Origin of the sequence: Pseudoalteromonas distincta, assembly GCF_000814675.1 — a bacterium.
Lineage (GTDB): Bacteria > Pseudomonadota > Gammaproteobacteria > Enterobacterales > Alteromonadaceae > Pseudoalteromonas > Pseudoalteromonas distincta.
In genome coordinates this window covers 74659-96390 of sequence record NZ_JWIG01000023.1, presented here as the reverse complement: position 1 = coordinate 96390, position 21732 = coordinate 74659, and the positions used below count along the sequence as shown (strand labels likewise).

Here is a 21732-nt window from a genome sequence, read left to right as displayed (position 1 = left end):
TATTTAAGCTTTTAAGGAAGAAGGTATGACACAACTAGTTATGTTATTACTGATTATACATTTTGCAATCGCGTATCAGTGCTACCGCTACGCGAATATTAAAGGCTACCCAGTTAAGGTTTTTACTGTATTAGGCTGCGTGCCTTACTTTAACTTGGTGGTATGGATTTATTTATTATTTTTACCTGAACTTGAGCCTTTTGAAAGTCATCTTCAAAATCAAAAGCAGCCTTTGTAGGCTGCTTTAGTTCACTTATTATTCTGCTTTAGAAAAATCTAAACTACATTGACGCTTTAAAAACACCTCAAGCTGTTGGCTAAATAGCCTAAAGTCTCGAATTCGGCCCGTAGTTTTACGCCACAAGATACCAATATCTCTATATGCATCACTTTGTGATGGTGTAGCCACCATATTTTTATTATCTAAAATACCCGCATTAATCGCCATCTGTGGTAAAAAAGTCACCCCGAGCTGATGCTCAACCATGCTTAATAGAGTATGTAAGCTTGCAGCTTCAAATGGGTTAATACAACTGGCACGGTTTAAATGACATGCACTAAGCGCATGGCCCGTCATGCAGTGCTCGCGCTCTAATAAGAATACGCTAGCCTCTGGTAATAGATTAAAGTCGACTACGCCCTTTGCAGCGCTGTAATCCTTATGGTGCACTAAACTAAACTGATCTTTTGCCAATACTTGTGTATGAAATTTATCTGTTTCGTACGGCAGTGCAAGTAGCGCTAAATCAATATGCCCATGTTCAAGTTTATCCAGTAGCTTGTCACTCGTATCTTCAATTAATACCAGCTCTAAATCACAAAAGGTTTCTTTACAAAAATGATAAAGCGGAGCCGCTATAAAGCTTGCAATTGTAGGTATAACACCCACAGTCAGCTTACCACTTAGTGGTGTTAAAAAGCTTTTTGTAAGCTCTTTTAAACTAATTGTATCGTTAATTATTTTACGAGAACGCTCAACAACTTCTTCACCAATACTGGTAAACATAAGGCTGCGATTTTCACGCTCAATTAGCTGACAGCCTAGTGTTTCTTCAAGATTTTGAATAGCGCTACTTAAAGTAGATTGTCCTATAAAGCAGGCACTAGCGGCTCTGCCAAAGTGCTGATGTTGATGAACAGCTAATAAATACTGTAGTTGTTTAATACTTGGAAGGTTAGTCATTTTTTCTTTCCACAAATAAAAAGACCCCAACACCTAGGGCATTGAGATCTTTTCAAGCTAAAAGTCTTTGAGTACTTTTTTATTAAACCCCAAATGCGGTTCTTAGTACGTAGAAAATAACAATAGCAAGGGCAGCGCCAACTGGCAATGTAATTACCCAAGAAACTACAATGTTTCTGATAACACCCATGTTAAGCGCGCCAATTCCACGTGCCATACCTACACCTAATACCGCACCCACTAGGGTTTGAGTAGTAGAGATTGGCATACCAGTACCTGAGGCAATAACAACGGTAGAAGCAGCAGCTAGTTCAGCAGCAAAACCACGGCTAGGTGTTAAATGTGTAATACCTTCACCGATTGTTTTGATTACTTTTTTGCCTAAAATAGCAAGACCAGCAACAATACCAAAACCACCTAGAGGTAGAATCCACCAAGCAATAGCTGCTTTTTTAGCAATTTCACCATTGTTTTCAACAATGTTTACAACAGCTGCTAGTGGACCAATTGCATTAGCAACGTCATTAGAACCATGTGCAAATGCCATACAACATGCTGTTAGTACCATAAGAACAGCAAATACTTTTTCAACATTGTTGAACTGCATTTGTTTATCTGCTTTTGGATCAATATTTAAGCGAGATATGGCAATTTTACCAATCACAGCAACAACTATTGCAACACCTACTGACAGTGCATAGCCTTCAGCTGAGCCTAGGTCTATACCAACGTGCTTTAAGCCCTTTTTAATTGTAACCAATGCCATGATAAAACCTGCTAAGCCCATATAAAGAGGGACATAACGTTTAGCATTTTTTAGTGGTGCATCTGTATTGAAAATAAGTTTTTGTGCACTCATGAATATTAAGTATGCAATAAAGCCTGATATGGCAGGTGTTATAATCCAACTACCTACAATACCACCTACTTTATCCCATTGAATCGCCTCAGTACCTACTGCAACTAACGCAAAACCTATGATTGCACCAATGATTGAGTGAGTTGTAGATACAGGCCAACCTAAGAACAAGGCCATTAATAACCAAGCACCGGCTGCAAATAAAGACGAAATCATACCCAGAACCATTAATTCCGGAATATCTGCAAATGGTGCTGCATCAATAATTCCTTTACGAATTGTTGATGTAACCTCACCACCTGCTAAATAGGCGCCTGCAAATTCAAAAATCATCGCTATAAAAATAGCTTGTTTGATTGTTAGCGCCTTTGAACCTACAGATGTACCCATGGCGTTCGCTACGTCGTTCGCGCCAATACCATAAGCCATAAAAAAGCCGACTGCTGCGGCAATTAAAATTAATACCGTGCCGTAAGATGCAATGATATCCATTGTAAAACCTTAATCTTTCGTGTTTGAACTGATTTTAAATTAACGAGCTAACATCAGCTCAAGACGTGATCCTACGCGCTCTGCAATATCTGCAAGCTCGCCAACCCATTCAATGATTTTATATAAAAACATCACATCAATTGGGTTTAACTCACCCTCTACATCACGTAGCTGGCGGCGTACTTTTATCTGCATTTCGTCCGTGTCTTGTTCTATGGCATCCAATTCAACTAACATTTTTTCTACTAAGGTGACTTCTCGACCTTTAAAACCCGTTTCTAGCAATTCTTCTAATTCGTTAATTGCTTTAGATGCTTGTTTAGTCGCATCTACACAACGGGTTAAGTAAGCTAAGAAATCAGCTTGCATAACTTTAGGAATGGTCATTTCACGACCAATCACTCGTCCTGCAATATCTTTTGCTTTATTGGCAATTTTATCTTGTTGAGTTACTAATTCGAGAAGATCTGTACGCTCTACCGGCATGAATAAACCACGTGGCAATTGTAAGCGTATATCTCTTTTCATATCATCAGCTTCACGTTCTAAATTGCGAATAGTGATGCGAAGCTCTTCAGCTTGTACCCACTCTTCTTTAAATACGTGATTAAAAAAAGGTATCAAGGCTTTACTTGCTTGATGAACCTTCTTGATGTGTTCTTCCATTGGTTTGATAGGAGATTTTGCAAATACTCCTAAAAACGCGTTTGTAGGCATAACTGACCCTTTAATCAAATTGATATGCTTTGCAGCATGAATTTTACAGTATTAACCAAGATTGTGAACGCTTTTTATTACTTCACTAAGGCTTGCAATGCACAAAGCGGCACTAAGCCGCTTTAATAAAAAAGAAAAATAGGTAAAAAATTATAGCGATTTTTCTATATCTTCTTGAGATGTATGACGAATATCTTTGCCATTTACAAAATAAATAATGTATTCCGCAATATTTTGACAGCGATCCCCTATGCGCTCTAATGAACGAACAGACCAAACTAAGTCCATAATTTTAGGGATTGAGCGTGGATCTTCCATCATATAAGTCATTATTTGACGTGTGATAGCTTCATATTCACGGTCAACTTTTGCATCTTCTTTATGTACTTGAAATGCGCGCTGCACATCCATACGTGCAAATGCGTCTAGTACATCATGTAACATCTTTAAAACTTGGCGGCCCATATTCTCAATATTTACTAGCAAGTCTTGTTGATCTTTAGTAAATGAGTCTAGTGCAACTTTAGCAATTCGCTCAGCTTCATCGCCAATACGTTCTAAATCTGCAATAGTTTTTGCAATTGCAATCACTAAACGTAAGTCACTTGCTGCAGGCTGACGACGAGCAATGATACGCGTACATTCTTCATCGATGCTGACTTCCATTGCATTTACTTTGTAATCGTTCTGACGTACCTTTTGAGCAAGCTCAGCATCGTTACGACTCACCGCATCAAGCGCGCTATTTAATTGCTGCTCAACTAAGCCACCCATACTCAATACATGGTTACGTACATTTTCTAGTTCTTGGTTAAAGCGCCCAGAAATATGCTTATTAATATTATGTTCCATAGTTACCTTCTCTCTTAATCTTGTACAACACGCTATAACGGGCTAATTAACCGTAACGACCGATAATGTAATCTTCAGTCTTTTTCTTCGTTGGTGTAGTAAATAAGGTATTTGTGTCTGAGTATTCAATCAATTCGCCCATATACATAAAGGCTGTTTGATCAGATACACGCGCTGCTTGTTGCATGTTGTGTGTAACAATAACAACGGTAAATTTGTTTTTTAAATCGTTTATTAGCTCTTCGATTACCAAAGTAGAAATAGGGTCGAGTGCTGATGTTGGTTCATCAAGTAAAAGTACCTCAGGCTCAATTGCAATTGAGCGAGCTATAACTAAACGTTGTTGCTGACCACCCGATAAGCCAAACGCGCTATCGTGCAATCTATCTTTTACTTCATCCCACAAAGCAGCACCACGAAGTGATTGCTCTACCACTTCATCTAATTTACGTTTCTCTTTAATGCCTTGTAAGCGCAAGCCATAAACTACATTTTCATAAATTGATTTAGGAAATGGATTAGGGCGCTGAAACACCATGCCTACATTACGACGAAGTGCTGCTACATCTACGCTCTTATCGTAAATATTTTGACCATGGAGTAATATTTCACCTTCAATACGGCAAATATCAACCAAATCATTCATGCGATTAATACAACGCAGTAATGTTGATTTACCACACCCAGACGGCCCGATAAACGCAGTTACTTGGCCTTTAGGAATGTTCATATTTACTTTATTAAGCGCCTGCTTATCACCGTAGTAAAGATCGAGGTCTTTAATCTCTAGCGCTTTTTGATCATCCGTTAAATTTTCTAGGTCTAACTTTTGACCAATATTAGCTTGGTTTACTTGTGGAGCGACTGTAATCATTTTTGTTACCTATAAAATCTTTACTAATTAGTGTTCAAGCGATCTGAATTTTTCACGTAAATGGTTACGTATACCAATGGCCGTTATGTTTAGGGTAATAATCACCGACACCAATAAAAAGGCAGTGGCGTATACCAGCGGACGTGCCGCTTCAACATTAGGGCTTTGGAAGCCAACATCGTATATATGAAAGCCTAAGTGCATGAACTTTCTATCTAAGTGAAAATACGGGAAGTTACCATCAAGTGGTAATGTAGGGGCCATTTTTACAACGCCTACTAACATTAATGGTGCAACTTCACCTGCAGCACGCGCAACTGCCAGTATTAAACCAGTCATAATTGCAGGGCTTGCCATTGGAATAATTATGCGCCATAACGTTTCAACCTTTGTTGCGCCAAGCGCTAGCGAACCGTCACGTACGGTACTTGGAATACGAGATAAGCCCTCTTCAGTCGATACAATAACAACTGGCAAAGTTAATATAGCAAGCGTTAACGCCGACCACATTACACCTGGCGTACCAAATACTGGCGTTGGTGCCGCTTCAGGGTAAAATAATTGGTCTAAGCTACCACCTAACATGTATACAAAAAAGCCGAGGCCAAATACACCGTACACAATTGAAGGCACACCGGCCAAGTTAATCACCGCAATACGAATCATCTTAGTGACTGCATTTTTAGCGGCATACTCGTGTAAGTAAATTGCAGCAACAACACCAAACGGCGTCACTATTACAGCCATCAGCATAACCATAAACACAGTACCAAATATAGCAGGGAAAACACCGCCCTCTGTATTTGCTTCACGTGGGTCATCAGATACAAACTTACCTAGCTGTACAAAGTAGTGCCCTAGCTTTGCAAAAAAGCCCATATCATTTGGAAACCAAACATCAAGTACTTGATACATTGGAATCGTAACTACTTCACCGCGCATATCTTTTACAGTTACGTGGTCACGTTTAGCTTGTTTACGTAGTGCAAATAAATCTTTTTCAAGTACACCATACTGCGCACGTAATTCAGCACGCTCTTGAGCAAGCTCAGCAACACGTTCATCAGTGAGTGCGTTATCTAGTAAGTAGCCCTTTTCTTTTAAACGAAGACGCTCAAGCTCATAGTTAATATGCCCAATGTCACCATTTTGTAAATCAAGTGCTTCGTCGTTTAAATCCACGGCACGCTCTACAAGTTCATGTAGAGCTTCAATTTTATCGCCTTCGACTGGTTTACCATCTTTAATTACACTTTCAACATAACCATAAAAATTACCGTTTTTACTACGCTCAAATACAGCAAGCGTTGCAGGCGTTGTTTTATTTTTAATGTCGGTTTCTAATATCCAACGAAAGTCTAAATCTACATACTCACGATTACCTGTTTTAATAAGTAAGCGCTCTATTTCTTCTTTTTCAAATCCGCTAACGTCAATACCTGTCGCGGCTAAACGCGTTTTTGGTACTAATTCACGGTCATAAACTTCGCCAATAACGGTTTGTTTTGAAATTGACCCTTCAAGTTCAAACTGCACAACTTCTGAAGGCCAGAAAAAACTTAATCCTTTCCAGGCTATCATTGCTAATAAGCCTAGAACTGAAATTAAACTGATGCTCACTGCACCACCGGTCATCCAAATCCAAGGAGAACCAGACTTAAACCACTGCTTTACCATGTCATGTCTCTCCGCTTACATTGAGCTATATTTTTCACGCAGTTGCTGGCGAACAAATTCAGCGACTGTGTTAAAAATGAATGTGAATATGAATAGTACAAAGGCCGCTAAGAACAATATTCTGTAATGCGAACTACCTACTTCTGACTCAGGCATTTCAACTGCAATATTTGCTGCAAGCGTACGCATACCTTGGAAGATGCTCCAATCCATAATTGGTGTATTACCCGTTGCCATAAGTACAATCATGGTTTCGCCAACGGCGCGGCCAAGTCCCATCATTACCGCAGAGAAAATACCAGGGCTTGCTGTTAGTAATACAACACGTATTAGTGTTTGCCACTGTGTTGCACCTAATGCTAATGAGCCATTTGATAAATGCTTTGGAACACTAAATACGGCGTCTTCTGCAATTGAGAATATAGTTGGAATAACTGCAAACCCCATCGCAATACCTACAACAAGCGAGTTACGTTGATCGAATGTCATGCCCAGCTCATTTGTTAAGTACTGACGTACATTGCCGTCAAACATCCAAAGCTCAACAAATTCACTCATCGCAAACGAAAACCAGCCAATAAGTAAAACGACCGGAATAAGGATAATTGAATGAGATCCTTCAGGAATTCGATGACGAATTTTGGTTGGTAATTTAGTCCAAGCTAAACCTGTCGCTAACATACCTAAAGGTAATAATATGAGTAACCCAACAATTGCAGGTAAGTGCTCTTCTATCAATGGAGCTAACCAAAGACCGGCTAAAAAACCTAAAATAACGGTGGGTAAAGCTTCCATTATTTCAACAGTAGGCTTAACTACCTTACGTAATTTACTCGACATAAAGTATGCCGTGTAAATTGCCGCCGAAAGCGCAATAGGCACAGCAAATAACATCGCATAAAGGGCTGCTTTTAATGTGCCAAACGAAATTGGCACTAATGAAAACTTAGATTCAAAGTCATCACTGGCTGATGTTGACTGCCATATATAACCTGGCTCTGGGTAACCTTCGTACCACACTTCTTGCCAAAGCGCTGACCAAGTAACTTCTGGATGCTCGTTATGTATTTCTAATACTGTTAGTTTGTTATCCGCTAAAATTAATGCAGCATTTGAACGCGGTGAAATTGCAAAGTTTTGTATTGCGCCTTCACTTACTTTACCTTGCCATAATTTTGCTTCGCTTGTTGTGTAGTACACCCCAAGCTCACCGTTACTGCTGGTCGTAAAAAAAGTACGACGGTAGAACTCTGTAAATACATTTAATTTACTTTGCTTAGTCGTTTCAAATGAACGTATTTTTTGATATTCGCGGCCAGTGTCAGTGTTAACTTCAAACCACTGCGAAACTTCGCCGTTATCATTTGCAAGCATTAATGAGTTTGCACCTGCTAGTAATTGTGCAGATACAATATTGGCATTTTCTTCGTTAGCTGAAAGTAGCTGAATTTGCTCTACATCACTTGGGTCACGTGTATCGTATACATAAACTTGATTAGCAGAACGTACAAAAGTACGGGTTGTATCTGGCGACATTAATAGCTCATCTACACGCCCTTCAACATCTAGCTCTGTGCGCTCAACAACCCACTCAACTTCGCCAGTAAACATATTCTCTTCAGCAACAAAACTGCTAAACAGCACCCGTTTGTCTTCTGTAAGTGCGACAACAGCTGTTCTGTCTTCATAGTGGCTAAATGCAAAGCGTTTAATAGCTGCGCCTTGTTCATCTACTTCCAGAGCCATTTCCCCAAGAGGAAAGTCTAAACGGGGCGTTAATTTACGCTCGTTATTAGGAAAGGTGACCAAAAATTTAGGTGCTACGACCATTACAGTGCCATCTTTTAAACCAAACGCATAATGCCCTTGAAAAGGCGCGCTAGTGGCAAAGCTTGTTGCATCACTTGGTAGCTCGGCGTTTAATGTTTTAAGCTTTTTACCAAAGCTGCCATCTTGCACACTGTAAAAATCAACCTGCCCTTGCTGACTGAGTAAATAAGCAACTTCAGTTTGCTCTTCTACACCTAGGCCTGCTATTTGCTGCGAATTAGCGACCTGAAAGCTATCGCGTTTTTCTACTTTTGCTGATTCAAAAATTGGCTGTACTACATAAAGAAGGTAAAAGAATATTAATAGCAGTGCTACCAATACCATTATCCCACCTGCGGTTATACCAAATTTGGCAAACCGATCTTTAAATAGACGGCTTCGATCCGTATTAAAAGTCGGTTTATTCGGATTTGAAGTCATCAAAACACCCTTAAATCTTAACGTTGTATAAATTATATTTCATCAAGATGACAGTAATGTTACAGCAGTAATAATAAGCACGTTAAAACGGTTTTAAATAAAACTGGCGAAGAAAATCGCTAAATAAGTTTCATATAGATGATTTTTAAGTGAACTAAATTATAAAATAATTGGACAAAGCATTTATCGAGGTCAATACTAAAAGAGTACTTACTAAATAAGAATGACTATTAATACCACGTATAGTCAACACAACCATATTCATTTTTATTATTTTAAAATCAACGATTTATAAAAAGTGCAACAACACACAATTTAGATTAGACAATACACTTAATGCCTATGCATTTACTTTCTTTGGGCTTAAAAAGAGAATTATTTATGAAGCAGTTGGTTATAACTATTCTAGGGCAAGATCGCCCTGGTTTAGTAGAGAGTATCTCATCCGTCGTGTTACAAAATCATGGCAACTGGCTAAGCAGTAACTTAAGCCATTTATTAGGTCATTTTGCAGGTATTATTCAACTTGAAGTTGCTGAGGAACACTTTCAATCATTACAAAGCGCTTTAAATAAGTTACCTAAGTTAGACGTTCGAATTGAAACCGGAAACACAGAAATTGAACCATCAACATTAGAACAAATCAATCTGGTTATTACAGGTAACGATCGCCCAGGTATTGTTCAAGAGTTGGCGAGTGTAATACGCCACAAAGGCGCTAACATTACTCATTTAAATTCAAGGCAGCAAAGTGCGCCTAATTGGGGGGTGCCTATTTTTAGTGCTGTTGCTACCGTTACTTTACCCAATGGTATGAATAAAGATGAAGTCATTGAAGCATTGGAATCAATAACAAGTGATTTAATTGTTGATACAGAAGAAGTTTGACATCCCTAGGTGCGTGCCACACGTTGACACGCATATTATTCTAGCCAGTCTATCAAAGCCCTCTGCGGGTTATTTAACGCAGACATAAAATAAGCCGATACAAGCATCGGCTATTTTAAATGGTTATCTTATAAAGCTACATATCCATATGACGATTCGTACTTTGCATCATTTGCTTTATACCTTGCTTTTCCAGCTCTAGTATTTGTTGCAGCTTTTCTTGGCCACTTTGAGTTTCAGCGCGCTCAAGTAAGTATTCGTATAATTCAATTACCTTTTGATGCTGCTCTGATAAGTAAGCTTGAATAACTTTCTCATCAAATTGCTGGTCTTTACTAATGTCTTCGAAAGTAATTAGCTCAGGATTTTTAGCAAAGTATTCATAACAGTACGTATCGAGCGTATTTATTTCGGTTATCGCTTTAAACCCGACTAAATCTTCAGCGAGTTTTTTTTCGTAATTTAGGTAGTAGTCCACCAGCATTGCATTATGTTCATCGAGTAAATCCTTTACGCTATGAAAATTAGCCGCCATTTGCGTATGAAACAAAACGGTCCAATCGTATACCTCTTTAATTGTTTTAACTTGCATGTGCATTCCTTACTTAGTTGACTGTATAGGTACTACATTGCGTAAAGCGTGCCAATTAAAAAACCATTTAAAAACAGAAGGTTAATTTTAAAGCGAATATTAATTAGCAATTTAATAGAATAACTTACAAATTATAGGTAATTTTTATAGAGCAATGCGTGAGTAGTAACAGCATTGCTCTATCGTCTTGTTGTTTTATATTATTTAAGTCCTTGTTTGCGCCACAGCAAGTAAACAGCAGGAATAACAAGTAAGGTGAGTACAATTGCACTACCCATACCGCCAACCATAGGCGCAGCTATTCGACTCATTACTTCGCTTCCGGTGCCCGTGCCATAAAGTACAGGTAATAAACCGATAATAATTGTCGCGACAGTCATCATAACCGGGCGTACTCGAAGCCCTGCACCTTCAATAATAGCTTGCTGTAATTGCACTAAACTAAGTGGCTTACCTGCCTGCTCTGCTTCGATGCATTTTTCTTGATAGGCTTGGTTTAAATACACCAACATAATGACCCCAATTTCTACCGCTACCCCAGCTAAGGCAATAAAACCTACACCCACTGCAACTGAAAAGTTAAAGCCCTCTAAATACATTAGCCATACGCCACCAATCATTGCCAGTGGCAACGTGGCCATAATAATAGTGACCTCAGCAAAGCTTCTAAAATTAAGATAAAGCAATACAATAATAATCGCTAATGTAAGTGGTAATACATAAGTCAGTTTGTCTTTAGCGCGCTGCATGTATTCATACTGCCCAGCCCACGTAATTGAGTAGCCAGCAGGTAGTATTAGGTCTTTATCGAGCACTTGCTGAGCGTGCTCAACGTAAGTACCGATATCAACGCCATCTATATCAATAAAACTCCAACCGTTTAAACGTGCATTTTCGCTTTTTATACCAGGCGGTCCATCTTCAATAAATACATCGGCTACATCACCAAGTGCTATACGCTGCCCTGTAGGCGTTACAATGGGTAACAACATTAGCTCTTCTGGCGAGTCTCTGTATGCTTGCGGATAACGTAAATTAACTGGGTAGCGCTCTTGCCCTTCTACGGTTTGTGTTACGTTTGTACCACCTATTGCAGTAGATACAACTTGCTGTACGTCGCTAATGTTTAAACTATAACGCGCCGCTTTTTCACGATTTATATCTACTTTTATATAACGCCCACCCGCTACTCGCTCTGAGTAAACCGATGCGGTGCCTTGCACATCTTTTAAAAGCACTTCTATTTGTTGACCAATTTTTTGAATTTCACTCAACTTTGGTCCCGCAACTTTAATGCCCACGGGAGTTTTAATACCGGTTGCGAGCATATCAATACGTGTTTTAATTGGCATTACCCACGCATTCGTCAACCCCGGAAACTTAACCAAACCGTCGAGTTCTTTTTTAAGTTTTTCAAGAGTCATCCCCTCGCGCCATTCGTTTTTTGGTTTTAACTGAATAAACGTCTCTATCATTGTAAGCGGCGCAGGATCTGTTGCAGTTTCTGCTCGCCCAACTTTACCAAATACTGTTTTAACCTCAGGTACTGTGGCTATTAGCTTGTCGGTTTGCTGTAGTATTTCGCGCGCTTTACCTACCGATAAACCAGGATACGTTGTGGGCATATACATTAAATCGCCCTCATCAAGTGGCGGAATAAATTCACTGCCTATTTTGTTTACCGGGTAAAAGCCAATAACAGAAACAACCACCGCGAGTACCAATGTCATTTTTGGAAATTTAAGCACCCAGTTAAGTAGTGGGCGATACGCTGCGACGAGTAATCGGTTAACTGGATTTTTTTGCTCCGAAATAACTTTACCTCTAATAAAGTAACCCATTAATACCGGCACTAAGGTAATCGCAAGCCCAGCAGACGCTGCCATAGCATAGGTTTTAGTGTAAGCCAGTGGCGCAAACATACGTCCTTCTTGCGCTTCTAAAATAAATACCGGCATAAAGCTGACGGTAATAATTAATAAACTAAAAAATAATGCAGGACCCACTTCACTCGCCGATTTAGCCACAACTTCCCAGCGGTTTTCGTTGGTAAGTGGCGTTTTTTCCATATGTTTGTGCATATTTTCAATCATGACGATAGCGCCATCAGTCATTGCGCCTATCGCTATTGCAATTCCCCCTAAAGACATAATATTGGCGTTAATCCCCTGCCAATACATAATTATAAATGCCGTTAAAATCCCAAGCGGTAATGTAATAATCGCCACCAGCGATGAGCGCACATGAAACAAAAACACCACACACACTAAAGCAACTACAATCAGCTCTTCAATTAGCTTACTTGTTAGATTATCTACCGCGTTATTAATTAAGTTGGAGCGATCGTACACAGGGACTATTTCAACGCCCTCTGGTAATCCCTTTTTAAGCGATTCTAATTTTGCTTTTACCAGCTCAATAGTTTTTTGTGCATTTTCGCCATAGCGCATAATAACAATGCCGCCGGTTACCTCGCCTTCGCCATTTAGCTCTGCAATACCACGGCGCATTTGCGGCCCGACTCTAATATCGGCTACATCACGCAATTGCAGCGCAGTACCATTAGCGTTTACACCAAGCGGAATAGCTTCCAAATCGGCAACACTTTTAATGTAGCCTGTGCTTGTTACCATGTATTCAGCTTCAGCCATTTCAACTACCGAGGCGCCCATCTCTTGGTTGCCTTGTTGAATCGCCGTTTGAATAAGGCTAAGCGGGATACCATATGCACGTAATTTATCAGGCTCAACATTAACTTGATATTGCTTAACCATGCCACCAACAGCAGCCACTTCAGAGACTCCTGGTACGGTTTGTAGCTCAAACTTTAAAAACCAATCTTGTAAGCTTCGTAGCTGACTAATATCGTGTTTATTTGTTTTATCAATTAGTGCGTATAAGTAAATCCAACCTACGCCTGTTGCATCAGGACCAAGCTCTGGCGTAGCGCTATCGGGTAATCTACTCGCTACTTGGCTTAGGTATTCTTGTACTCGGCTACGCGCCCAATACAAATCAGTTTTTTCGTCAAAAATAACGTAAACGTACGAGTCACCAAAAAACGAAAACCCCCTTACAGTTTGTGCCCCCGGCACAGAAAGCATTGCAGTGGTGAGCGGAAATGTAACTTGGTCTTGCACTACTTGCGGCGCTTGCCCCGGATAAGTAGTTTTTATAATGACCTGAACATCAGATAAGTCAGGCAAGGCGTCCACGGGCGTATTTTTTATCGCAAACAACCCTCCACCTAGTAAAATTAATGTAAGCAACAACACAAAAAAGCGATTGCCAACAGACCAGCGAATAATGGCAGTTATCATAATGGCTCCTAGTGAGAACTGTGTTGCATAGGTTGCATAGTAGAATGATCAATCGGCTCTGCGTTTTGCGCTTTAGTAATTACAAATTCATCATTAATAATGCTAAAAGTAAAATTAATATACTGGGCATTTTCAAACTGAGTAATATCAATATCTGGCGCTAATACAAAGTCCATTGTGGCGGGTTCTCGATTCCATTTTTCAATGGCTTCTCGGCTAATATTAATAATGCGATTTTGTGTATCTATGGCATTAATAGTGCCGTTAACCGTGGCGCTTTGTGGCAGCATATCCATGTTCATATTAGAGCCTGAACCAGAATCCGAGCTCATACCTGAGCTAATGCTAGAACTAGGCATTTCCATTCGTTTAAAGTCGGAGCTCTTACTTGACTCAGAATCTATTAAAAATTGCGCTGAGGTCACTACCGTGTCACCTGTCGTCACACCTGACAAAATGACCGCTTCATTACTATTAATTTGCCCAACTTCGACTTCTATCGATTTAAAACGACCCTCACCTAATGCAATAACCACACGGTTTTGATGCTGCGTGCGAATTACCGCTTCTTTAGGGACTGTAAATTGCGCCTTACTCGCTTTAGCGTGAATGCTCACTTGTGCAAACATATTTGGTTTTAACCGATGATCTGCATTTTCAAACCTGAGCCTTACACGCAGAGTCCGGTTTTTAGCATCAAGCGCGGGGTAAATGTAATCAACCTTACCTTCCCACTTTTGACCTTTTAAGTAATCAAGCGTCATCGTTACAGGTAAACCAACGCTCACTTGTTCTGATTGGCGCTCGAACACTTCGGCCTCTACCCAGATTTCATCAAGCTGGGCAATACTCATCATTGATGTGCCTGGTTTAACGTAAAAGCCTTCTCGTACTGTTAGCTCATCTACCACACCACTTTGCTTTGCGTAAAAAGTAATATTTTGCATTATCTTTTTATTTTTTTGTAAGCGTTCAATAAATCCATCAGACACATTTAACGACTCTAAACGTGCCTTTGCTGCGCGAATTAACACGGTATTATTACGATTCACTGCCAATAAAAACTCTTCCTGTGCATTCACCAATTGTGGTGAATACAAAGTATATAAAGGCTCACCGGCTTTAACTTGTGCACCCTGCGCTTTAACGTACAAGCTTTCAATCCAGCCTTCTACACGCGGATGAATGTGAATAAGTTGGTCTTGGTTATATTGCACATACCCCACAGTATTTATATCGCTGTGAAGTGTTTTAAGCTCTACTTTGGCAGTTCTTACACCCAAGTTATTAATGACTGCAGGCGAAATAGTTACTGCACCTGGTCCATCCTGAGCGTTGCTATCGTTTTCATATACAGGGACTAAATCCATTCCCATTGGCGACAGCCCTGGCGCGTCACGCCTGTAATTACTATCCATAGGGGCTACCCAATATAAGGGCTGTTTTTCAGCGCTTTGCTGTTCATGCATTGCCGAGTTACTAGGTAAAAACTGCATTACTAAGGCGCCAATTAACGCAAATGCGCCCGCACCGACTAAGGCGGCAACAAATAACTTTAAATTAGTATTCATTATGTAATTCTCCAGTTTTATCGCTCATTATTTGGGGGTCTAAGCTACTTGCATAATAATTAAGGCGAGCGGTAATAATATGCTGATCTACTTGAATATTAAGCGCGTCTATTTTGGCGTTAAGCTCACTAATACGCGCGCGCATCACGTCAGAAAAATCCCCATCGTCGCGCGTATAAGCATTTAGTGTTGCTTGAGATTGCTCTGACATTTGCGGTAATAACGTATTTTGATAAAGCGCATCGCGTTTTTGCAAACGAGCGAGTTGGCTAAACTCCTTAAAGTACATGCCTTTGAGTTTTTGAAGCGCCACCAGCTTTTGTGTTTTAGTAGCTTCTGCACTAGCAATAGCCGATTTAACCTGTTGATCTTGTCTGTTATCAGTAAACAATGGCAAATCAATGCTAAATCCTACTGAAAGTAAATCAGCTCGCGACTCCCCCATAGGCGTATCATCTCGGTAACCATAACCCACATTAACGCCCATTTGAGGTTTGTAACTTTGCTTGGCGAGTGCAACTTCGGTTTGCTTTGCGGTGACGGTTTTATCTATCGCAATAATTGCGGGGTGCGCCATAAGCAACTGTATTAATTTATCAAATTCAAGGTTTTCAAAATCAACAAGCCCTGTGGTTTTAGTAAACTCGGTGTTTAAAGGCTGCATAAGCATATTCATAGGTAACCACTGTGCTAAACGGTTTTTAGCACTTTCAAATTGCTGCTCAAGCATAACCAGCTTATCTTCAAGGCGAGTGAGCTCTAATTGCGCACGAATAATATCTTGCTGGCGTGTTTTACCTAAGGTACTTGCGTAGCTTGCTTCGGTAATTTCAATAAGCTGAGTAAATAGCCCTTTATCTTGCTCAATTAAAGCAATACTTCGCTGAGCACGATACGCGTTTAACCACGACTCAATCACAATTGCTTTTACTTGTGCTAAGCGATCGGCGCGCTGCCAAGGATATTGTTGAGCAGACTGAGCTAATGCCTTTTGTTTAAGTGCTAAACTATCCCCTCGGCTAAACTTTTGGCTCAAATCGACTTTAAGCTGCGTCATCCCTTCTTGATCAAACGCATAACCGTTAGTAGGTAAGTTAAGTAAGCCAACCGTTAAAACAGGATCGGGTAAGGTGCCTGCGGCAATACTTTGCGCTATTGTGGCATCTTCTTGGTAGCCACTCGCTTTTAGCCATGGCTCATGCGTTAGTGCATAATTAAGCGCTTGCGTTAAGCTAAGCGTTTGCTCATTGCGGGCTTGCTTTAGCGTATCGATATTTAGGTTATTTGAATTGTTTTGCGCATTAACAGCTGTGCTAAATAACACAACACTACATAATACGGCTTTAATACTTACAGCGTGGTTCATCACCTGCTCCATCTAAAAATAAAAGAAATTCTTAAATTAGGAAGCAAAAAAGGTGTTTAGGAGTTTTACAAAAACCTTTTATATCAATTGCATTGAATTAATGATCTATTATTGCGGTAGGGAAATAGCTCTATAACAAGGAAAAAATTACGCAGTATAGTTGCTTTATATAAGTAATTTTTAACGCAGTTAGAGAGGTATTTAACTCGCTAGAATGAGCATGTTTTCAATAAAATTGATATTACACCTATCCTGCTATTAAGCAGACATGGGAGGGCGGTAGAGTGAACGAGGTATATTAATTTGTGTAGTAAATACACTTATATTTACTTTTTCAGATTCAAGTAAAGTAACGCTAAATAAAGTATCAACATTAAGCATTGAATTAGCAGCGCAGCCACTGATAGGGCATTTGCAATCATTTTGTGGCGTACTTTCGTCGTCGCAACAATCCATCTGCATCATATTTTCCGACATGCTAGCGACAGCTGTTGTATCACTACTTTGTGTCATTGGCATTTGGGCATGCATTGCTGTTTTCGTTGGCATATGTGGCATTTCGCATACCATAGCTACAGACGCAACTGCCTGACCCACAAAAGTGAGCAGTAAAGTTATCATGAGTAAACTAGAGTAAAAACGTTGCAACATTATGCCTTTTAATAAATTTTAAAATGATTGTAAGATAACCTAACGGCAACCACAAATACTTTAATTATGTAGACTGCGGTTTTTCAGGTGTTTTAATTAAGTTACTCGCTATAATTGCAAATATACAATATGCGCTAAAATACCAAAAGCCCTCACCAAATTGGGCATTCATAACAAGTAGCTCACCACTTTTACCATGAGCGTTACCTGCTAGGTAAGTCACTATTAATGCAATAACAAATACATCAACCATGCTCCACTTACTTAATGCACAAATAACCAGACCGAGCTTTTGCTTCAACCCATTCAAAGGTAGGCAACAATAAAGCAATTGTAATAGCAGCTTCAAGCTTGGAATAACAATAGAAAACAAACCCACTAAAGCAGCTACAAATAAATTATTATTGCTAGCAAGCTCTTTAACTGTGCCTAAAATACTTTGTGTTTTGTTATAGGCGCTAATCTCGCCCTCTAACTTATCAAGCCCTAGCATATTCGAGAACATCATTAGCATACTGCGAGTTCGACCATCGCCCTCTTCAGCAAGCATTTCAATGCCCGCTTGCGCTAGTTTTGATTTATCTATGTTGCCCTCTATTGTTAATACTGGTTTTGTAATACCAGGAAACAATAAACAAAGAGCAACCACTACACTTATAACCGACAACCAATTACGCATATTTATTCTGCTATTGCCTCAATAATGTCATCACTGTATAAAACAGCATCCAATAAAAAATTAAATATATCGCCAATATGCAGCTCTGAGTTTATGTTGGCCAAATGGACCATAGCTTCATCTATATTATCTAATTCAAACTCTTTTATAAGCGATAAACAGTTCCCTAAAATGCCGCTCTCTAATAGTAACGCATCAGATATTGCAGCATCTAAAGTAAACTCTTTAACTATATCTTTTAATTCAGCATCTAAAATAGCATCAAGCACCGAGAACAAACCCACCAGATACCCTTGCTCGGTCAACTCTTTATTATTTTGCTCCAATATTAGCGACATAAATTGAGCCCGCGTTAAAGCAAGCTTAGTTAATTCGGTTGGTTTTTCGACCCCCAACTCACTAATTGCTAATACGCGAACAAATTGTCTTATTGTGTCCTCACCTAAATAAATAACCGCTTGTGAAATAGACGTAATGACTAAATTTGCTTTGCCTGAACGCGCGTTAGCTAGCTTTACAACCCTCGCTGTTATGGCGACATCTCTGGCCACTCGTTGATGAACTTCTTTAAAGCAAAGTGTTTCTTTTGCTGTAAAACGCAATAGATCAAAAACGGTTAGCTTTGAAGGCTCTACACCTTTATACGTAATCATTTCTGGGCGAGAAAAAAAGAACCCCTGAAATAAATCGCAGCCAGCCAATTTTAATACATTAAATTGTTCATGCGTCTCTATTCGTTCAACAATTATTTTTGCATGTGGATTTGCGCGTTTTATTTTTTTAATGCGCATATTGGTTTTAATAACCGGATCATCTATCTCAATTTTTATGTAATCAACATGTGCTAACAGTGGCTCCCATTTTGGATCGCCATCGTAATCATCTAACGCAAAAACATACCCTTCTTTTTTAAGTTCTTGCACACGCTCAGCCACCGCAGGAATATTACCCGTGCGCTCCACTATTTCAATAACACTATTTTCTGGCAATAAAAGTTTGGGGAAGTTATCGAGAATAGTTTCTGATGACAAGTTTATAAAAGCTAAATGATGTGCGGTAAGTCTATCTAAACCAACCAACATTAATGCATTAAAAAATAGGCGGCTTGTCGCATGGACATCAGAAGTGCCTACAGGAAACGCATTATTGGCTGAGTCTCTATAAAGCAATTCGTACGAGAAAACATTCTGGTCTATATCAAAAATAGGTTGCCGCGCAACAAACTGAGTTATTTTTTGTACTTCATCAGGTATGTTATGTAATTTCACTTGGCTCTAAACCTATAAATAAAAGATGGCAAAACAGCCAATAATATGTGTACTTTAATGCAACACGCATAAGATAAATATAGTCGTCATTGCAAAAATGTTAAAATTACACAACACTAATATAAAATATTAATATAAAAGGTAGAGATTTGACTAACTTTATTCGGTTATTAGTACTGAGCCCTCTGCTATTTGTATTTTTTAGCTATGCCAGCATTAACCCTACTCCCCTCAAATATAATGTTAGCGCGTCAGGGAGTCATTATCCATATTATACAAATGATCCAGAAAAGCCTGGCATATTACCCGAAATTATTGAAAAAGTACTCGATGATGCCAATATTGCAGCTTCTCATATCGGCCTACCTACAAAGCGTATTACCAAATATTTACAAGATGAAATAATCGATTTTGATGTTATTTCATTAGAATGGCTCTCAAAGAGTGAGAGAAATGACCCTCGTTATGTTTTTTCAGAGCCGCTCATTTATGCCACAGAAATGATTGTTACCTTGCCTAAAAATGCCCAGCACTGGCAAAGCGTTGATAGCTTGAAGGGTAAAAATATAGGAACGGTACTAGGTTACTATTACTTTAATGACAACACCTTTGAGCGTGTTGACTTTCCATCCGAAAAAGAACTTATGACAGCTCTATCAAGAAACCGTGTAGAAGCGGCACTAGTAGGTAAGTTAACTGCGCTCTATTGGGCAAAGCAGTTAGGGATAAACATTGCCTTTGGCGCACAGCATTCCCATGGTTTTTTAAGAATTCGCTTATTGAGCAAACATAAAGAATTATTGCCCCAAATAAACCTAGCAATTAAAAACCTTCACGCTCAAGGATATATAAAAACTATTGAAGATAAGTATATGAGTAATATACCCACACAAAATTAAGGGACTAATGGCGCAGAGCTCGTGTTTTGGAGTACAATAGCAGCAAATGTTAACTCGACCAGAATCAGAAAGAGCCCCATGAGTATTGAAAAAGCCTTAATCGAACGTAGTAATAATCAATGTGAATTGTGTGCAGCCACCGAGAACTTATCTGTTTATGAAGTACCACCGGTAACTGAAACCCACTCAGATAAATGTATTTACACGTGTCAAACATGTAAAGATCAAATCGAGAATAACAGCGAAATAACGCCTACGCATTGGCACTGTTTAAACGATAGCATGTGGAGCCAAACTCCTGCAGTACAAGTTGTAGCTTACAGAATGCTTTCGCGTTTAGCGCCTGATAATGGCTGGGCACAAGATGCGCTAGACATGATTTACCTTGAAGAAGATACGCTAACGTGGGCTAAAAAAGCACTTGCTGAAGATGACGATTTAAAGCATGTAGATAGCAACGGTGTAGTACTTCAAGCAGGCGATACTGTAACCCTAATTAAAGACTTAGACGTTAAAGGTAGTAGCCTTACAGCTAAACGTGGAACAGCTGTTCGTAATATTGGCCTAACCAGCAACCCTGAGCATATTGAAGGGCGAGTTGACGGCCAACGCATTGTTATTTTAACTAAGTTTGTTAAAAAATAATCGTTTGTTTTTAATTATTAAAGGCGCTCATGCGCCTTTTTTTATGTTTAAAATAAGTTAAGGAATGATTAAGTCACTAGGTAATACACTAGGGGGATAATATTGAGTAAGGATAACAAACATGGAAAAGCATCAAGCAGTACATTCACGTAAAAAAGCACTTACAGGACTTAGTTTATTAGCACTAAGCGCTTTTGCTATAACCGGTTGTGATCAACAACCTAAGCCGACTGAAAATACAGAGCAAGCAAAATCAATATCGACTCTAACTACCCAAGTTAGCTACAAAGATCGCAGTATGCTTCGCCCCGGTTCACAGTTAATCGTTACGCTTTCGGATGTATCTAAAATGGATGTAAAAGCAGATATAATAACCCAAGAAGTGATTGATATAACCCAAGCTCCACCATTTACTGTAGAGCTAACTTATGATGCCAGTAAAGTTAACGATAAACACCGCTATAGCCTAAGCGCCAGAATCATAAATAAAGACAAAGTACTTTACACAAGTACAACAAATAACGACCCATTTAGAGAGTCACAGCTAACTGGCCCTTATAAAATTGAGCTTTCAAAAGTATCCGTTGAAAAGCCAGACGTAACGCTTACAAACACGTACTGGAAAGCAATAACAATCAATGCTCAAACAGTAAATGTTACTACTAAAGAACCGTTTATTCAGTTCGATAAAGACTACCGTGTTAATGGCTTTTTAGGCTGTAATAATTTTAGCGGAAGCTATAGTACCGAGCAGCACACAATTACACTTAGTCAATTAGCGAGTACAAAAAAGATGTGTTCGGAGAATATGGACCAAGAGGCAGCTATGTCTAACGTACTTAACAATACTTCAAAGTGGGAAATTACAGGCGAGTCACTGAAACTTAAAAACAACAGCGGTAATACGCTTGCTACTTTTAACGCAGTTTATTTTAATTAATATTTAGCT

General features: G+C 39.3%; 19 protein-coding genes. 5 read left to right on the top strand and 14 right to left on the bottom strand.

Features of this window, described 5'->3' with window-relative positions; genetic code table 11:
• The first annotated feature begins 25 nt into the window (after positions 1 to 25).
• On the top strand, positions 26 to 238 hold the full coding sequence (locus QT16_RS15135; RefSeq protein ID WP_002957835.1) for a hypothetical protein: 213 nt from the start codon (positions 26 to 28) through the stop codon (positions 236 to 238).
• Between the two features lie 18 nt (positions 239 to 256).
• On the opposite strand, the gene QT16_RS15130 is transcribed toward QT16_RS15135, so the two are convergent.
• From QT16_RS15130 to QT16_RS15100, 7 genes are all read right to left on the bottom strand, one after another.
• A complete protein-coding gene (locus QT16_RS15130; RefSeq protein ID WP_002957836.1) occupies positions 257 to 1183 on the bottom strand; it encodes a hydrogen peroxide-inducible genes activator in 927 nt (308 codons plus the stop codon).
• An 82-nt stretch (positions 1184 to 1265) separates the two neighbouring features.
• Positions 1266 to 2534 (bottom strand): inorganic phosphate transporter, encoded by a 1269-nt coding sequence (locus tag QT16_RS15125; RefSeq protein ID WP_039489068.1) that lies wholly within the window; start codon positions 2532 to 2534, stop codon positions 1266 to 1268.
• Positions 2535 to 2573: 39 nt separating this feature from the next.
• Complete coding sequence (locus tag QT16_RS15120; RefSeq protein WP_002957838.1) at positions 2574 to 3251, bottom strand: TIGR00153 family protein; 678 nt, start codon at positions 3249 to 3251, stop codon at positions 2574 to 2576.
• Between the two features lie 150 nt (positions 3252 to 3401).
• Complete coding sequence (gene phoU / locus QT16_RS15115; protein WP_007586465.1) at positions 3402 to 4103, bottom strand: phosphate signaling complex protein PhoU; 702 nt, start codon at positions 4101 to 4103, stop codon at positions 3402 to 3404.
• Between the two features lie 46 nt (positions 4104 to 4149).
• The gene (gene pstB, locus QT16_RS15110; RefSeq protein WP_039489064.1) at positions 4150 to 4977 is read right to left on the bottom strand and encodes a phosphate ABC transporter ATP-binding protein PstB; all 828 of its coding nucleotides are present in this window, start codon (positions 4975 to 4977) and stop codon (positions 4150 to 4152) included.
• A gap of 27 nt (positions 4978 to 5004) precedes the next feature.
• Positions 5005 to 6654 (bottom strand): phosphate ABC transporter permease PstA, encoded by a 1650-nt coding sequence (gene pstA, locus QT16_RS15105; protein WP_002957841.1) that lies wholly within the window; start codon positions 6652 to 6654, stop codon positions 5005 to 5007.
• A gap of 15 nt (positions 6655 to 6669) precedes the next feature.
• Positions 6670 to 8904: an ABC transporter permease subunit gene (locus QT16_RS15100; RefSeq protein WP_033020494.1), complete on the bottom strand. Its 2235-nt coding sequence runs from the start codon at positions 8902 to 8904 to the stop codon at positions 6670 to 6672.
• 381 nt (positions 8905 to 9285) lie between these two features.
• Between QT16_RS15100 and QT16_RS15095 the strand changes: the two genes are divergently transcribed.
• Positions 9286 to 9792 carry a glycine cleavage system transcriptional repressor gene (locus QT16_RS15095; RefSeq protein WP_002957843.1) on the top strand — a complete coding sequence of 169 codons (507 nt, stop codon included), beginning with the start codon at positions 9286 to 9288 and terminating at the stop codon, positions 9790 to 9792.
• A gap of 136 nt (positions 9793 to 9928) precedes the next feature.
• Here QT16_RS15095 and QT16_RS15090 read toward each other — a convergent pair whose 3' ends face one another.
• The 7 genes from QT16_RS15090 to QT16_RS15060 all read right to left on the bottom strand — a co-directional run bounded on the left by QT16_RS15090 (position 9929) and on the right by QT16_RS15060 (position 19239).
• On the bottom strand, positions 9929 to 10384 hold the full coding sequence (locus QT16_RS15090; RefSeq protein ID WP_002957844.1) for a hypothetical protein: 456 nt from the start codon (positions 10382 to 10384) through the stop codon (positions 9929 to 9931).
• Between the two features lie 200 nt (positions 10385 to 10584).
• On the bottom strand, positions 10585 to 13704 hold the full coding sequence (locus tag QT16_RS15085; protein ID WP_039489060.1) for an efflux RND transporter permease subunit: 3120 nt from the start codon (positions 13702 to 13704) through the stop codon (positions 10585 to 10587).
• Positions 13705 to 13712: 8 nt separating this feature from the next.
• Complete coding sequence (locus tag QT16_RS15080; RefSeq protein ID WP_039489058.1) at positions 13713 to 15275, bottom strand: efflux RND transporter periplasmic adaptor subunit; 1563 nt, start codon at positions 15273 to 15275, stop codon at positions 13713 to 13715.
• Positions 15265 to 16641, bottom strand: coding sequence for a TolC family protein (locus QT16_RS15075; RefSeq protein WP_039489056.1), 1377 nt, complete (start codon positions 16639 to 16641; stop codon positions 15265 to 15267). The genes QT16_RS15080 and QT16_RS15075 overlap by 11 nt, the downstream gene beginning before the upstream one ends.
• A gap of 258 nt (positions 16642 to 16899) precedes the next feature.
• On the bottom strand, positions 16900 to 17262 hold the full coding sequence (locus QT16_RS15070) for a hypothetical protein (RefSeq protein WP_307734244.1): 363 nt from the start codon (positions 17260 to 17262) through the stop codon (positions 16900 to 16902).
• Positions 17263 to 17356: 94 nt separating this feature from the next.
• Positions 17357 to 17971, bottom strand: a complete 615-nt coding sequence (locus QT16_RS15065) for a paraquat-inducible protein A (protein WP_002957849.1) — start codon at positions 17969 to 17971, stop codon at positions 17357 to 17359.
• A 2-nt stretch (positions 17972 to 17973) separates the two neighbouring features.
• Complete coding sequence (locus QT16_RS15060) at positions 17974 to 19239, bottom strand: EAL and HDOD domain-containing protein (RefSeq protein WP_052201176.1); 1266 nt, start codon at positions 19237 to 19239, stop codon at positions 17974 to 17976.
• Positions 19240 to 19388: 149 nt separating this feature from the next.
• On the opposite strand from QT16_RS15060, the gene QT16_RS15055 reads away from it, so the two are divergent.
• The 3 genes from QT16_RS15055 to QT16_RS15045 all read left to right on the top strand — a co-directional run bounded on the left by QT16_RS15055 (position 19389) and on the right by QT16_RS15045 (position 21723).
• The gene (locus QT16_RS15055) at positions 19389 to 20138 is read left to right on the top strand and encodes a substrate-binding periplasmic protein (protein ID WP_039489054.1); all 750 of its coding nucleotides are present in this window, start codon (positions 19389 to 19391) and stop codon (positions 20136 to 20138) included.
• A 78-nt stretch (positions 20139 to 20216) separates the two neighbouring features.
• A complete protein-coding gene (locus tag QT16_RS15050) occupies positions 20217 to 20783 on the top strand; it encodes a PhnA domain-containing protein (RefSeq protein ID WP_007586451.1) in 567 nt (188 codons plus the stop codon).
• 121 nt (positions 20784 to 20904) lie between these two features.
• Positions 20905 to 21723: an META domain-containing protein gene (locus QT16_RS15045; RefSeq protein WP_002957853.1), complete on the top strand. Its 819-nt coding sequence runs from the start codon at positions 20905 to 20907 to the stop codon at positions 21721 to 21723.
• Positions 21724 to 21732 lie beyond the last annotated feature (9 nt).